The following is a 14,027-nucleotide window of genomic DNA, read 5'->3' on the forward strand; positions in this document are numbered from 1 at the left end:
CTATAGGCGATGTACGGTAACGGGATCAGGCCGAAACGCGAGGGATGGTGTCATCGCCGCGCAGGGTGAAGATCTCGTAGCCGGTATCGGTCACCAGCAGGGTGTGTTCCCACTGTGCCGAGAGCTTGCGGTCCTTGGTGATCGCGGTCCAGCCGTCGCCCAGTACTTTGGTGTCGGCACGGCCCTGGTTGATCATCGGCTCGATGGTGAAGGTCATGCCGGCCTTGAGTTCCATGCCGGTGCCCGCGCGGCCGTAGTGCAGGACCTGCGGCTCTTCGTGGAACACCTTGCCGATACCATGGCCGCAGAATTCACGAACCACCGAGAAACCGTTCTTTTCCGCGTGCTTCTGGATGATTTCGCCGATGTCGCCCAGGCGGCAGCCGGGTTTGACGATCTCGATCGCCTTGTACATGCATTCCTGGGTCACCTGGGACAGGCGCTCGGCCCAGACCGGCACGGTGCCGACGTGGAACATGCGGCTGGTGTCGCCGTGGTAACCGTCCTTGATGACGGTGACGTCGATATTCAGGGTGTCGCCATCCTTCAGCGGCTTGTCGTTCGGGATGCCGTGGCAGACCACATGGTTGATCGACGTGCAGATCGACTTTGGATAGCCCTTGTAGTTGAGCGGGGCAGGGATGGCTTTCTGCTCATTGACGATGTAGTCGTGGCAGATCTGGTTCAGTTGATCGGTGGTAACGCCCGGCTTGACGTATTCGGCAATCATTTCCAGCACATCGGCGGCCAGTTTGCCGGCGATACGCATTTTGGCGATATCCTCGGGGGTTTTGAGGGTGACGGTCATACAGGCTCTCTCTGCGCCAGGCGGCGCTTTCTAAACGGAAAGGGCGTTGCGCGATTGATTTTCGCGGCCCTGAAAAATGCGATTCTACCAGACGAGCAGCGCAAATCTGCGCCTGTGTGCATCGCTTCTCTCTATAGAATGGTGCATTCTTGGCGGATTCCAAGGGAAGGAGCAAAACGCTCGCCAGGATTTCAGAATCCGGGTTCCGTTTTGCCCTGTCTTGTGATATAAAATGCGCCGCTTTCCGGGGATGTCCCGTAAAGCCTAAATCCACACACGTGTCGACACGATGACCTGGGTGCCTTCAGCTGATGCTGCTGGTTGGTCATTGGGATACGTGGAGGCCAAACCCGACTTATTAAGGAACTATCATGTCCCAAGTCAACATGCGCGATATGCTGAAGGCCGGTGTGCACTTCGGTCACCAGACCCGTTACTGGAACCCGAAAATGGGCAAGTACATTTTCGGCGCGCGTAACAAGATCCACATCATCAACCTTGAAAAAACCCTGCCAATGTTCAACGAAGCTCTGACTTTCGTAGAGCGTCTGGCCCAGGGCAAAAACAAGATTCTGTTCGTCGGCACCAAGCGTTCCGCTGGCAAGATCGTTGCTGAAGAAGCAGCACGTTGCGGTTCGCCGTACGTCGATCACCGCTGGTTGGGCGGCATGCTGACCAACTTCAAGACCATCCGTGCTTCCATCAAGCGTCTGCGTGACCTTGAAGTTCAAGCAGAAGACGGTACTTTCGCCAAGCTGACCAAGAAAGAAGCGCTGATGCGCACTCGTGACCTGGAAAAGCTGGATCGTTCCCTGGGTGGTATCAAGGACATGGGCGGTCTGCCAGACGCTCTGTTCGTTATCGACGTTGATCACGAGCGCATCGCGATCACCGAAGCCAACAAGCTGGGCATCCCGGTTATCGGCGTAGTCGATACCAACAGCAGCCCGGAAGGCGTTGACTACATCATCCCAGGCAACGATGACGCAATCCGCGCTATCCAGCTATACATGGGTTCGATGGCTGATGCTGTTATCCGTGGTCGCAACAATGTTGCCGGCGGCACTGTAGAGTTCGCAGCTGAAGAAACTCAGGCTGCAGCTGAGTAATTGACGCCCTGGCGTTGACTCAGTAAGCAAAAAGGGGGCTTGGCCCCCTTTTTGCCACCTCGAAAACCATTTGTCGGCGCCCACTGCTCTATCTGTAACGTGCGGCAGCTAACAAGGGTGGTTGGGGAAGAATTGATCGCCCGTTCGATCGGGTGGAATGGTTGAAAACCTATCCAAGAGGATTTTGAAATGGCAGAGATTACTGCAGCGTTGGTCAAAGAACTGCGCGAGCGTACCGGCGAAGGCATGATGGATTGCAAAAAGGCCTTGACCCAGGCTGGCGGCGACATCGAGAAAGCCATTGATGACATGCGTGCTTCGGGCGCCATCAAGGCTGCCAAGAAAGCCGGCAACGTTGCCGCTGAAGGCGCTATCGCCATCAAGTCTGACGACAAGGTAGCTGTGCTGCTGGAAGTCAACTCGCAGACCGACTTCCTGGCCCTGCAAGACGACTTCAAGAACTTCGTTGCTGCCAGCGTAGAAAAAGCCTTCGACGAAAAACTGACCGACGCAGCTCCGCTGATCGCCGCTCAGGAATCGGCTCGTGAAGCCCTGGTGGCCAAAGTTGGCGAAAACGTCAACATTCGTCGCCTGGTACGCGTAGAGGGCGACGTTGTCGGCACCTACCTGCACGGTAACAAGATCGGTGTTGCTGTCGTTCTCAAGGGCGGCGATGTTCAGCTGGCCAAAGAGATCGCCATGCACGTGGCGGCAAGCAACCCAGAGTTCCTGCTGCCATCGCAGGTTTCGCCAGAAGCCATCGAACGCGAGAAGGGCGTTTTCCTGACCCTGAACGAAGACAAGATGAAAGGCAAGCCAGCTGAAATCGTCGAGAAGATGATCGCCGGCCGCATCACCAAGTTCCTGGCTGAAGCCAGTCTGGTCGAGCAAGCTTTCGTCATGAACCCGGAAGTTACCGTGGGTGCCCTGGCCAAGAAAGCCGGCGCTGAAATCGTTTCCTTCACTTACTTCAAAGTAGGCGAAGGCATCGAGAAGCCAGTGGACAACTTCGCAGAAGAAGTTGCTGCCCAGCTGGCTGCCGCCAAGCAATAAGACGGTTTTTTAACTGTCGCCCAGAAGAGGCTGCCCGCTCACGCGCGCAGCCTCTTTTCAGATGGGGCACCAATTTTTAATTGGTTTTCTTTTGGAACTGGCTTACAAAGCCGTGTTCCGATGGCGCTGAAGCAGCGCCAAGCTAGAGTGAGCGCCAGCTGTAAACAGCTCGCAAAGAATTTTTAAAATACGCCGCAGGAGAGATTCGCAATGGCTCAGCAGGGCAGTGGTTATCAGGCTCGCTATAAACGCATTCTACTCAAGCTTAGCGGCGAGGCCCTGATGGGCTCGGAAGAGTTCGGGATCGATCCGAAAGTTCTGGATCGCATGGCATTGGAAGTTGGCCAACTGGTCGGCATCGGTGTCCAGGTCGGTCTGGTTATCGGTGGTGGCAACCTGTTCCGCGGTGAAGCGCTGAGCAAGGCTGGCATGGACCGGGTCACCGGCGACCACATGGGCATGCTGGCCACTGTGATGAACGCCCTGGCCATGCGCGACGCGCTCGAACGCGCCAACATCTCGGCCATCGTGATGTCCGCTATTTCCATGGTTGGCGTGACCGATCACTACGATCGTCGCAAGGCCATGCGCCACCTGAACTCCAAGGACGTGGTGATTTTCGCGGCCGGTACCGGCAACCCGTTCTTTACGACGGATTCGGCAGCCTGCCTGCGTGCAATCGAAATCGATGCCGATGTCGTGCTCAAGGCGACCAAGGTCGATGGCGTCTACACCGCAGACCCGTTCAAAGACCCGCATGCCGAGAAGTTCGATCATCTGACTTACGATGAAGTGCTGGATCGCAAGCTGGGTGTGATGGATCTGACGGCCATTTGCCTGTGCCGCGACCACAAGATGCCACTACGCGTATTTAACATGAACAAGCCCGGCGCCCTGCTGAACATCGTACACGGCGGCGCTGAAGGAACCCTGATCGAGGAAGGCGCACAATGATCAACGAAATCAAGAAAGACGCTCAAGAGCGCATGCAGAAATCCCTGGACTCTCTGGCCCATGCTTTTGGTCAGATTCGTACCGGCAAGGCCCACCCAAGCATTCTGGGCAGCGTGATGGTGCCGTACTACGGCGCTGACACCTCCATCACTCAGGTGGCCAACATCACCGTTAAAGACTCGCGCACCCTGCAAGTCGTGGCGTTCGAGCGCAACATGCTCGCGGCGGTCGACAAAGCGATCCAGAGCGCCGGCCTGAACCTCAACCCGACCAACCTGGGCGAGTTGTTGCTGATCTCCATGCCTGCCCTGACCGAAGAAACCCGCAAGGGTTTCACCAAACAGGCGCGCAGTGCTGCTGAAGACGCTCGTGTTGCCGTGCGCAACATTCGTCGTGATGCCTTGGGCGACCTGAAAAAACTGGTTAAAGACAAAGAAATCAGCGAAGACGAAGAACGTCGTGCCGCTGCCGATATCCAGAAGCTCACCGACAAGGCTGAAGCCGATATCGACGCGGCTACCAAGCAGAAAGAAGCGGATCTGATGGCCGTATAAGGGTCGAGTTTTTAATGGACAAGACCAAGCAGACTGCGCCGTCCGCGGTGCCGCGCCATGTCGCGATCATCATGGATGGTAACAATCGTTGGGCGAAAAAACGCTTTATGCCGGGTGTCGCCGGGCATAAAGCGGGTGTGGATGCGGTACGGGCGGTGATCGAGGTGTGTGCCGAGGCCGGGGTCGAGGTGCTGACACTGTTTGCCTTCTCCAGTGAGAACTGGCAGCGTCCGGCCGATGAGGTCAGTGCTTTGATGGATCTTTTCTTCAAGGCGCTGCGTCGTGAGGCCAAGCGCCTCAACGACAACAACATCAGCCTGCGCATCATCGGCGATCGCTCGCGTTTTCATCCCGAGCTGCAGGCTGCCATGCGTGAAGCCGAGGCCATGACGGCTGGCGCCAATCGATTTGTCCTGCAGATCGCCGCCAATTACGGCGGTCAGTGGGATATCGCGCAAGCAGCGCAGCGACTGGCGCGAGAGGTCCAGGCCGGACACCTGCGTCCGGAAGACATCACGCCTGATCTGCTGCAGACCTGTCTGGCCACGGGCGACCTGCCGCTGCCGGACCTGTGTATCCGCACCGGTGGCGAGCACCGCATCAGCAACTTCCTGCTCTGGCAGCTGGCCTATGCCGAGCTGTATTTCTCCGACCTGTTCTGGCCGGACTTCAAACACGATGCCATGCGCAATGCGCTGGCCGATTACGCTTCCCGCCAGCGCCGCTTCGGTAAAACGAGCGAGCAGGTCGAGGCTGGAGCCCGGGTTTAATGCTTAAACAACGAATCATCACCGCACTGATCCTGCTGCCGATTGCCCTGTGCGGGTTTTTCCTGCTTGAAGGTTCCGGTTTTGCACTGTTCATCGGGCTGGTCGTGACCCTGGGTGCCTGGGAGTGGGCGCGTCTGGCGGGTTTCGCCGCTCAATCGTTCCGCGTCGGCTATGCCGGCGTGGTCGCTTTGGCGCTGTTCCTCATGTACATCCTGCCCGGCCTTGCGCCTTGGGTATTGGGCGCTTCAGTGCTGTGGTGGGCAGTGGCGACGTATCTGGTGCTGACTTATCCGCGTTCGAGCGAGCATTGGTCCAATGCGGCAACCAAGTTGGTGATCGGCCTGCTGATTCTCCTGCCGGCCTGGCAAGGCCTGGTGCAGATCAAGCAATACCCGCTGGGTAACTGGCTGATCATGGCGGTGATGGTGTTGGTCTGGGGGGCCGATATTGGCGCGTACTTCTCCGGTCGTGCTTTCGGCAAGCGCAAGCTCGCACCGCAGGTCAGTCCGGGCAAAAGCTGGGAAGGCGTGTACGGTGGTCTGGCGCTGAGCCTGGTGATTACCACAATCGTTGCTCTGGTACGCGACTGGACGGTGGCCGAACTGTTCAAAGGGTTGATCGGTGCCGCGCTGATCGTGTTCATTTCGGTGGTGGGTGATCTCACTGAAAGCATGTTCAAGCGTCAATCCGGGATCAAGGACAGCAGCAATCTGCTTCCGGGTCACGGCGGCGTGCTGGATCGTATCGACAGCCTGACGGCGGCGATTCCGCTGTTTGCGGTACTGCTGTGGATGGCGGCCCCATGAGCGGCCCGCAACTGATTACCGTCCTGGGGGCGACCGGCTCGATTGGCCTGAGTACGCTCGACGTCATCGCTCGTCACCCTGATCGATACCAGGTCTTTGCCTTGACTGGCTTCACCCGCTTGAGTCAATTGCTGGCACTCTGCGTGCGCCATGTCCCGCGATTTGCCGTGGTGCCTGAAGTTGCAGCTGCCCGCACCCTGCAGGATGATTTGCGCGCGGCAGGTCTTTCGACCCGTGTTCTGGTAGGTGAGGAAGGTTTGTGTCAGGTCGCTTCCGATCCGGAAGTCGATACGGTCATGGCAGCCATCGTCGGTGCAGCGGGATTGCGCCCGACACTGGCGGCGGTCGAGGCTGGCAAGAAGATCCTCCTGGCCAATAAAGAAGCGCTGGTCATGTCCGGCGCGCTGTTCATGCAGGCGGTGCGCAAGAGCGGTTCGGTGTTGCTGCCGATCGACAGCGAGCACAACGCCATTTTCCAGTGCATGCCGCTGGATTATGCCCGTGGCCTTGAGTCGGTCGGCGTACGCCGGATTTTGCTGACGGCTTCCGGCGGTCCGTTCCGACAGACGCCACTGGCTGAACTGGCGCATGTTTCTCCCGATCAGGCGTGCGCTCACCCGAATTGGTCCATGGGGCGAAAAATCTCCGTGGACTCGGCCAGCATGATGAACAAGGGGCTTGAGTTGATCGAAGCCTGCTGGCTGTTCGATGCCAGGCCTTCGCAGGTCGAGGTGGTGATTCACCCGCAAAGTGTGATCCATTCGCTGGTCGACTACGTCGATGGTTCAGTCCTGGCGCAGTTGGGCAATCCGGACATGCGCACACCCATCGCCAATGCCCTGGCTTGGCCGGAGCGGATCGATTCTGGTGTGGCGCCGCTGGATCTGTTTGCCATTGCGCGGCTGGACTTCCAGGCGCCCGATGAAGAACGTTTCCCTTGCTTGCGTCTGGCCCGTCAGGCGGCCGAAGCGGGTAACAGCGCGCCAGCCATGCTCAATGCGGCGAACGAAGTGGCGGTGGCGGCATTTCTCGACGAACGGGTTCGTTACCCGGAAATCGCGAGTATCATCGAGGAAGTACTGAATCTGGAGCCCGTAGTGGCTGTGGATAATCTCGATGCAGTGTTCACGGCAGACGCGAAGGCGCGATTGCTGGCCGGACAATGGTTGAGCCGTCACGGGCGGTAAATGCTGCGGATAGTCGACCCAGGCAGCAGCGGATAGGAATGCGGAGAAAGTAGATGAGCGCGCTCTATATGATTGTCGGCACCCTGGTCGCTCTGGGTGTGCTGGTTACCTTCCACGAGTTCGGCCATTTTTGGGTCGCGCGTCGCTGTGGGGTCAAAGTGCTGCGCTTCTCCGTAGGCTTCGGCATGCCTTTGCTGCGCTGGCACGATAAGCAGGGTACCGAATTTGTCGTCGCCGCCATCCCGTTGGGCGGCTACGTCAAGATGCTCGACGAGCGCGAGGGTGAAGTACCGCTCGATCAGCTTGATCAAACCTTCAATCGCAAATCCGTTCGTCAGCGTATTGCCATCGTAGCCGCGGGGCCGATTGCCAACTTCCTGCTGGCTTTGGTGTTCTTCTGGGCATTGGCGATGCTCGGCAGCGAGCAGGTGCGTCCGGTCATCGGCGCTGTCGAGTCCGGCAGTATTGCGGCCAAGGCGGGTTTGAGCCCCGGCCAGGAAATCGTCGCCATTGATGGCGAGGTGACTTCCGGCTGGGCGGCGGTGAACCTGCAGCTGGTACGTCGCCTGGGCGAGAGCGGTTCGTTGCAGGTAATGGTGCGCGAACAAGGTTCTACGACCGATTCTCCTCGTGAACTTGCGCTGGACAAATGGCTCAAAGGGGCTGACGAGCCCGACCCAATCCATTCGTTGGGGATTCGTCCGTGGCGTCCGGCATTGCCGCCTGTCCTGGCCGAACTCGATCCAAAGGGGCCGGCTCAGGCTGCCGGCCTGAAGACCGGTGACCGGCTGCTGGCGCTCGATGGTCGTGCGCTGGATGACTGGCAGCAGGTTGTCGATACCGTCCGCAAGCATCCTGATACCAAAATCATGCTGCGGGTCGAGCGCGACGGTGCTCAAATCGACGTCCCTGTGACGCTTGCAGCTCGCGGCGAGAGCAAGTCACCCAGCGGTTATTTGGGGGCTGGGGTGAAGGCGATCGACTGGCCGCCGGAGATGATTCGCGAGGTCAGCTACGGGCCATTGGCAGCAATTGGCGAGGGGGCTCGACGCACCTGGACCATGAGCGTGCTGACCCTCGATTCACTGAAGAAAATGTTGTTCGGTGAGCTCTCGGTAAAAAACTTGAGTGGACCGATAACCATTGCTAAAGTGGCGGGCGCTTCGGCCCAGTCGGGTGTTGCTGATTTCCTGAATTTCCTTGCTTATCTGAGTATTAGCCTGGGTGTTCTGAATTTGTTGCCCATTCCGGTACTGGATGGGGGGCATTTGTTGTTTTATCTGATCGAGTGGGTGCGTGGTCGTCCCTTGTCAGATCGGGTGCAAGGTTGGGGGGTACAGATCGGTATCAGTTTGGTGATCGGGGTGATGTTGCTTGCTCTTGTCAATGATCTGGGTCGACTGTAACGCTTCGCTGAATTGCGAATCTGCCGCATTTTGCGGCAGTTTGTTTATTGCCAGTTGGAATAAGAAAGGACTTCATGAAACGTCTGCTGCTAACTGCGGTTCTCACCGTATTGATGATCGCCGAAGTTCACGCCGAGTCCTTCACTATCTCTGATATTCGCGTCAATGGCCTCCAGCGGGTCTCCGCGGGTAGCGTCTTTGGTGCTTTGCCGTTGAACGTCGGTGAACAGGCGGATGATCGTCGCCTGGTGGAATCCACTCGTGCGTTGTTCAAAACCGGTTTCTTTCAAGATATCCAGCTGGGTCGCGATGGCAACGTCCTGGTCATCACGGTAGTCGAGCGCCCGTCGGTCGCCAGTATCGAGATCGAAGGCAACAAGGCGATCTCTACCGAAGACCTGATGAAAGGCCTCAAGCAATCCGGTCTGGCCGAAGGCGAGATCTTCCAGCGTGCCACCCTCGAAGGTGTGCGTAACGAACTGCAACGCCAGTACGTTGCCCAGGGTCGCTACTCGGCTACCGTCGACACCGAGGTGGTGCCACAGCCGCGTAATCGCGTCGGCCTGAAGGTCAACATCAACGAAGGCACCGTTGCCGCTATCCAGCACATCAACGTGGTGGGCAACACGGTCTTCCCTGATGAAGACCTGATCGACCTGTTCGAACTCAAGACCACCAACTGGTTGTCGTTCTTCAAGAACGACGACAAGTACGCCCGTGAAAAACTGTCCGGTGACCTGGAACGCCTGCGTTCCTACTACCTGGATCGTGGCTATATCAACATGGATATCGCTTCGACCCAGGTCTCCATTACGCCAGACAAGAAGCACGTCTACATCACCGTCAACGTCAACGAAGGCGAGAAGTACACCGTTCGTGACGTCAAGCTCAGCGGTGACCTGAAAGTCCCTGAAGACCAGGTCAAGTCCCTGCTGCTGGTGCAAAAAGGCCAGGTGTTCTCGCGCAAGCTGATGACCACCACCTCCGAACTGATCACCCGTCGCCTGGGTAACGAAGGCTATACCTTCGCCAACGTCAACGGCGTGCCTCAACCGCACGATGAAGATCACACCGTAGATATCCTGTTCGCGGTCGATCCGGGCAAGCGTGCCTACGTGAACCGCATCAACTTCCGTGGCAACACCAAGTCCGAAGACGAAGTGCTGCGTCGTGAAATGCGTCAGATGGAAGGCGGATGGGCTTCGACCTACCTGATCGACCAATCCAAGACCCGTCTGGAGCGTCTGGGCTTCTTCAAGGAAGTCAACGTTGAGACTCCAGCCGTGCCGGGTGTCGATGACCAGGTGGACGTCAACTACAGCGTTGAAGAACAAGCCTCCGGTTCGATTACCGCCAGCGTCGGTTTTGCCCAGAGCGCCGGTCTGATCCTCGGTGGTTCGATCACCCAGAACAACTTCCTGGGTACCGGTAACAAGGTCAGCGTCGGTTTGACCAAAAGCGAATACCAGACTCGCTATAACTTCGGTTTTGTCGACCCCTACTGGACCGCCGACGGCGTGAGCCTGGGTTACAACGCGTTCTACCGCACGACTGACTATGACGAGCTCGATACCGACATCGCCAGCTACGCCGTAGACAGCCTGGGTGCAGGCGTGAGCGTTGGCTACCCGATCAGCGAGACTTCGCGTCTGACCTTTGGCCTGACGGCTCAGCAGGACGAGATCAAGACCGGTGTGTACACCGTTGACGAGATCTTTGACTTCGTTAACCAGGAAGGCGACAAGTACCTGAACTTCAAGGCTTCGGCCGGCTGGTCCGAGTCCACTCTGAACAAGGGCGTACTCGCTACCCGTGGTCATTCCCAGAGCCTGGTGCTGGAATCCACGATTCCAGGCAGCGACCTGTCGTTCTTCAAGCTCGACTACCGTGGCCAGTTGTTCCAGCCATTGAGCGAGAACTACACCATGCGTCTGCACACCGAACTGGGTTATGGCGATGGTTACGGATCGACCGATGGCTTGCCTTTCTATGAAAACTACTATGCTGGTGGTTTCAACTCGGTACGCGGCTTCAAGGACAGCACCCTGGGTCCTCGCAGTACGCCAAGTACCGGCAAGAACCCTGGTACAGCGTTCGACCCGGACCAGGATCCGCTGCCGTTCGGTGGTAACGTCCTGATCCAGGGTGGTGTGGAAGTTCTGTTCCCGCTGCCGTTCGTCAAGGATCAACGCTCCCTGCGTACATCGGTATTCTGGGATGTGGGTAACGTGTTCGATTCGTCTTGCTCGGATACCACAAACGCGGATGGCTCGAAGTCCAACACCAAGTGCAATGACATCAGCCTGAGCAACATGGCCAGTTCCGTCGGTGTGGGTGTGACCTGGGTCACCGCACTGGGTCCTCTGAGTTTCGCTTTGGCCATGCCGGTCAAGAAACCGGATGATGCTGAAACTCAAGTGTTCCAATTCTCTCTCGGCCAGACGTTCTAAGCGTCTGACCCAAGATAACGACAATGAATTTTGTAGGAGTGCATCGTGCGTAAGTTGACTCAATTGGTTCTCCTGGCCAGCGTACTGGTCGCTGGTCCGGCGTTCGCCGACATGAAAATTGCTGTTCTGAACTATCAGATGGCTCTGCTGGAGTCCGACGCGGCCAAGAAATACGCCGTGGATGCCGAGAAGAAGTTCGGCCCTCAGCTGACCAAGCTCAAGTCGCTGGAAACCAGCGCCAAGGGCATTCAGGATCGCCTGATGGCCGGTGGCGACAAAATGCAGCAGGGCGAGCGCGAGCGTCTGGAGCTTGAGTTCAAGCAAAAGGCCCGTGACTTCCAGTTCCAGTCCAAGGAACTGAACGAAGCCAAAGCCGTTGCCGACCGTGAAATGCTGAAGCAGCTCAAGCCGAAACTGGACAGCGCTGTGGAAGAAGTCATCAAGAAAGGTGCTTTTGACCTGGTCTTCGAGCGTGGCGCAGTGATTGATGTCAAGCCTCAGTACGACATCACTCGCCAGGTTATCGAGCGCATGAATCAGCTGAAGTAACCCATGACCGTGACCATTAAGCTCGGCCAGCTGGCCGAGTTCCTCGGCGCCACGCTACGTGGCGACCCCGAGAAAGCAATTACTGGGCTAGCCACCTTGCAGGAGGCTGGCCCAGCTCAGTTGAGCTTTCTTGCAAACCCCCAATACCGCAAGTACCTGGCAGGCAGTCAGGCTGCAGCCCTGTTGCTCAAGGCCGCTGACGCCGAAGGTCATGGCGGGGATGTGCTGGTGGTACCGGATCCGTACGCAGCCTACGCGCGTGTTTCTCACCTGTTCGATCCCAAGCCCAAGGCCGCAGCCGGGATTCATCCGACGGCGGTGATCGCGGCGGATGCGGTTGTCGACCCGGCGGCGAGTATCGGCGCTTTTGTGGTGATCGAAAGCGGTGCGCAGGTGGCAGCCGGTACGACTGTCGGCGCGCATTGCTTCATTGGCGCTCGCAGCGTGGTGGGTGAGGGTGGCTGGCTTGCGCCGCGGGTGACCTTGTATCACGACGTTCGCGTCGGCAAGCGGGTCGTCATTCAGTCCGGTGCGGTACTCGGCGGTGAAGGCTTCGGCTTTGCCAATGAAAAAGGTATCTGGCAGAAAATCGCCCAGATCGGTGGTGTGCTGGTCGGCGATGATGTTGAAATCGGCGTGAACACGGCTATAGATCGCGGTGCGTTGGCCGATACCGTCATCGGTAACGGCGTGAAGCTCGATAACCAGATTCAGATTGCCCACAACGTTCAGGTGGGCGATCACACTGCCATGGCGGCGTGCGTCGGGATCTCCGGCAGCACCAAAATCGGCAAGCATTGCATGCTCGCCGGTGGCGTAGGCCTGGTGGGGCACATCGACATTTGTGACAACGTTTTCATCACCGGGATGACCATGGTGACCCACTCGATTACCGAGCCAGGCGCCTATTCTTCCGGTACGGCCATGCAGCCGGCGGCCGAGTGGCGCAAAAGCGCGGCACGCATTCGTCAGCTCGATGACATCGCGCGGCGTCTGCGCCAGCTGGAAAAGCAGGTAGGGGAAGTGACCCCTGACGGTAATGCTTCATCAGATGGCTGATACCATTTCCATATCAAGTGTGCACAGCCGCTAGACTGCCTCCTTGATTTGCTAGAGGAACGTGCGTCAGTCGCGCGCTCCCAATCTTTACATAGGCTTCCCCCCGAAATGATGGACATCAACGAGATTCGCGAATACCTGCCTCACCGTTACCCGTTCCTGCTGGTGGACCGGGTAGTGGAGCTGGATGTTGAAGGCAAGCGCATTCGCGCCTACAAGAATGTCAGCATCAACGAACCATTCTTCAATGGTCACTTCCCTGCGCACCCAATCATGCCGGGCGTATTGATCATCGAGGCAATGGCTCAGGCTGCCGGGATCCTTGGTTTCAAAATGCTCGATGTGAAACCGGCCGATGGCACGCTCTATTACTTCGTCGGTTCCGACAAGCTGCGCTTCCGCCAGCCGGTGTTGCCGGGCGATCAACTGATCCTTGAGGCGAAGTTCATCAGCTGCAAGCGTCAGATCTGGAAGTTCGAATGCCAGGCTTCGGTCGATGGCAAGCCTGTCTGCTCGGCTGAAATCATCTGTGCGGAACGCAAACTATGAGTTTGATTGACCCTCGTGCAATCATCGATCCGACAGCCGTTCTGGCTGACGGCGTCGAGGTCGGCCCGTGGTCGATCGTCGGCGCAGGTGTGGAAATCGGCGAGGGGACAGTCATCGGGCCACACGTGATTCTCAAGGGCCCGACCCGAATCGGTAAGCACAATCGCATCTACCAGTTTTCCTCGGTGGGTGAAGACACACCAGACCTGAAGTACAAGGGCGAGGAAACCCGCCTGGTGATCGGTGATCACAACGTCATCCGTGAAGGTGTGACGATTCACCGTGGCACCATCCAGGACCGTTCCGAAACGACCCTGGGCGATCACAACCTGATCATGGCCTATGCCCACATCGGCCACGACAGCGTTATCGGCAACCACTGCATCCTGGTGAACAACACCGCACTGGCGGGCCATGTGCATGTGGAAGACTGGGCGATCCTCTCCGGTTTTACCCTGGTTCACCAGTATTGCCACATTGGCGCCCACAGCTTTTCAGGCATGGGTACGGCGATCGGCAAGGATGTTCCTGCGTATGTCACGGTGTTCGGCAACCCTGCCGAAGCCCGGAGCATGAACTTCGAGGGCATGCGCCGTCGGGGCTTCAGCGAAGATGCGATCCACGCGCTGCGTCGCGCCTACAAGGTGGTGTACCGCCAGGGCCTGACCGTGGAGCAGGCACTCGCCGAACTGGCCGAGCCTTCTACGCAATTCCCGGAAGTAGCGGTATTCCGTGACTCCATCCAGTCTTCGACCCGCGGCATCACTCGCTAA

Annotated in this window: 14 protein-coding genes; 13 read left to right on the forward strand and 1 reads right to left on the reverse strand. The window is 57.9% G+C overall.

Annotated elements, in window-relative coordinates; translation table 11 throughout:
• Positions 1-25: 25 nt before the first annotated feature.
• Positions 26-808 (reverse strand): type I methionyl aminopeptidase, encoded by a 783-nt coding sequence (gene map / locus AC3IX1_RS05840; RefSeq protein ID WP_489387474.1) that lies wholly within the window; start codon positions 806-808, stop codon positions 26-28.
• A gap of 371 nt (positions 809-1,179) precedes the next feature.
• Between map and rpsB the strand changes: the two genes are divergently transcribed.
• The 13 genes from rpsB to lpxA all read left to right on the forward strand — a co-directional run bounded on the left by rpsB (position 1,180) and on the right by lpxA (position 14,027).
• Positions 1,180-1,917, forward strand: coding sequence for a 30S ribosomal protein S2 (gene rpsB / locus AC3IX1_RS05845; protein WP_008052780.1), 738 nt, complete (start codon positions 1,180-1,182; stop codon positions 1,915-1,917).
• 189 nt (positions 1,918-2,106) lie between these two features.
• Entirely contained in the window at positions 2,107-2,970 is an 864-nt protein-coding gene (tsf, locus tag AC3IX1_RS05850) for a translation elongation factor Ts (RefSeq protein ID WP_489387475.1), read from the forward strand.
• Positions 2,971-3,180: 210 nt separating this feature from the next.
• A complete protein-coding gene (pyrH, locus tag AC3IX1_RS05855) occupies positions 3,181-3,924 on the forward strand; it encodes a UMP kinase (RefSeq protein WP_056720982.1) in 744 nt (247 codons plus the stop codon).
• Positions 3,921-4,478, forward strand: a complete 558-nt coding sequence (gene frr, locus AC3IX1_RS05860) for a ribosome recycling factor (protein WP_042557876.1) — start codon at positions 3,921-3,923, stop codon at positions 4,476-4,478. Before pyrH ends, frr begins: the two co-directional genes overlap by 4 nt.
• 14 nt (positions 4,479-4,492) lie before the next feature.
• The gene (gene uppS / locus AC3IX1_RS05865; protein ID WP_489387476.1) at positions 4,493-5,248 is read left to right on the forward strand and encodes a polyprenyl diphosphate synthase; all 756 of its coding nucleotides are present in this window, start codon (positions 4,493-4,495) and stop codon (positions 5,246-5,248) included.
• Positions 5,248-6,054: a phosphatidate cytidylyltransferase gene (locus AC3IX1_RS05870; RefSeq protein WP_489387477.1), complete on the forward strand. Its 807-nt coding sequence runs from the start codon at positions 5,248-5,250 to the stop codon at positions 6,052-6,054. The genes uppS and AC3IX1_RS05870 overlap by 1 nt, the downstream gene beginning before the upstream one ends.
• On the forward strand, positions 6,051-7,241 hold the full coding sequence (gene ispC, locus AC3IX1_RS05875) for a 1-deoxy-D-xylulose-5-phosphate reductoisomerase (protein ID WP_489387478.1): 1,191 nt from the start codon (positions 6,051-6,053) through the stop codon (positions 7,239-7,241). Before AC3IX1_RS05870 ends, ispC begins: the two co-directional genes overlap by 4 nt.
• A 53-nt stretch (positions 7,242-7,294) precedes the next feature.
• A complete protein-coding gene (rseP, locus tag AC3IX1_RS05880; RefSeq protein ID WP_489387479.1) occupies positions 7,295-8,647 on the forward strand; it encodes a sigma E protease regulator RseP in 1,353 nt (450 codons plus the stop codon).
• Between the two features lie 74 nt (positions 8,648-8,721).
• Positions 8,722-11,097 (forward strand): outer membrane protein assembly factor BamA, encoded by a 2,376-nt coding sequence (bamA, locus tag AC3IX1_RS05885; RefSeq protein WP_489387480.1) that lies wholly within the window; start codon positions 8,722-8,724, stop codon positions 11,095-11,097.
• 45 nt (positions 11,098-11,142) lie between these two features.
• Positions 11,143-11,646 (forward strand): OmpH/Skp family outer membrane protein, encoded by a 504-nt coding sequence (locus tag AC3IX1_RS05890; RefSeq protein WP_056720972.1) that lies wholly within the window; start codon positions 11,143-11,145, stop codon positions 11,644-11,646.
• Positions 11,647-11,649: 3 nt separating this feature from the next.
• Positions 11,650-12,705 carry a UDP-3-O-(3-hydroxymyristoyl)glucosamine N-acyltransferase gene (gene lpxD, locus AC3IX1_RS05895; RefSeq protein ID WP_489387481.1) on the forward strand — a complete coding sequence of 352 codons (1,056 nt, stop codon included), beginning with the start codon at positions 11,650-11,652 and terminating at the stop codon, positions 12,703-12,705.
• Between the two features lie 108 nt (positions 12,706-12,813).
• Positions 12,814-13,254 carry a 3-hydroxyacyl-ACP dehydratase FabZ gene (gene fabZ / locus AC3IX1_RS05900; RefSeq protein WP_007978374.1) on the forward strand — a complete coding sequence of 147 codons (441 nt, stop codon included), beginning with the start codon at positions 12,814-12,816 and terminating at the stop codon, positions 13,252-13,254.
• Positions 13,251-14,027: an acyl-ACP--UDP-N-acetylglucosamine O-acyltransferase gene (gene lpxA / locus AC3IX1_RS05905; RefSeq protein ID WP_489387482.1), complete on the forward strand. Its 777-nt coding sequence runs from the start codon at positions 13,251-13,253 to the stop codon at positions 14,025-14,027. Before fabZ ends, lpxA begins: the two co-directional genes overlap by 4 nt.

The organism is Pseudomonas sp. KH_046_2 (assembly GCF_057838985.1).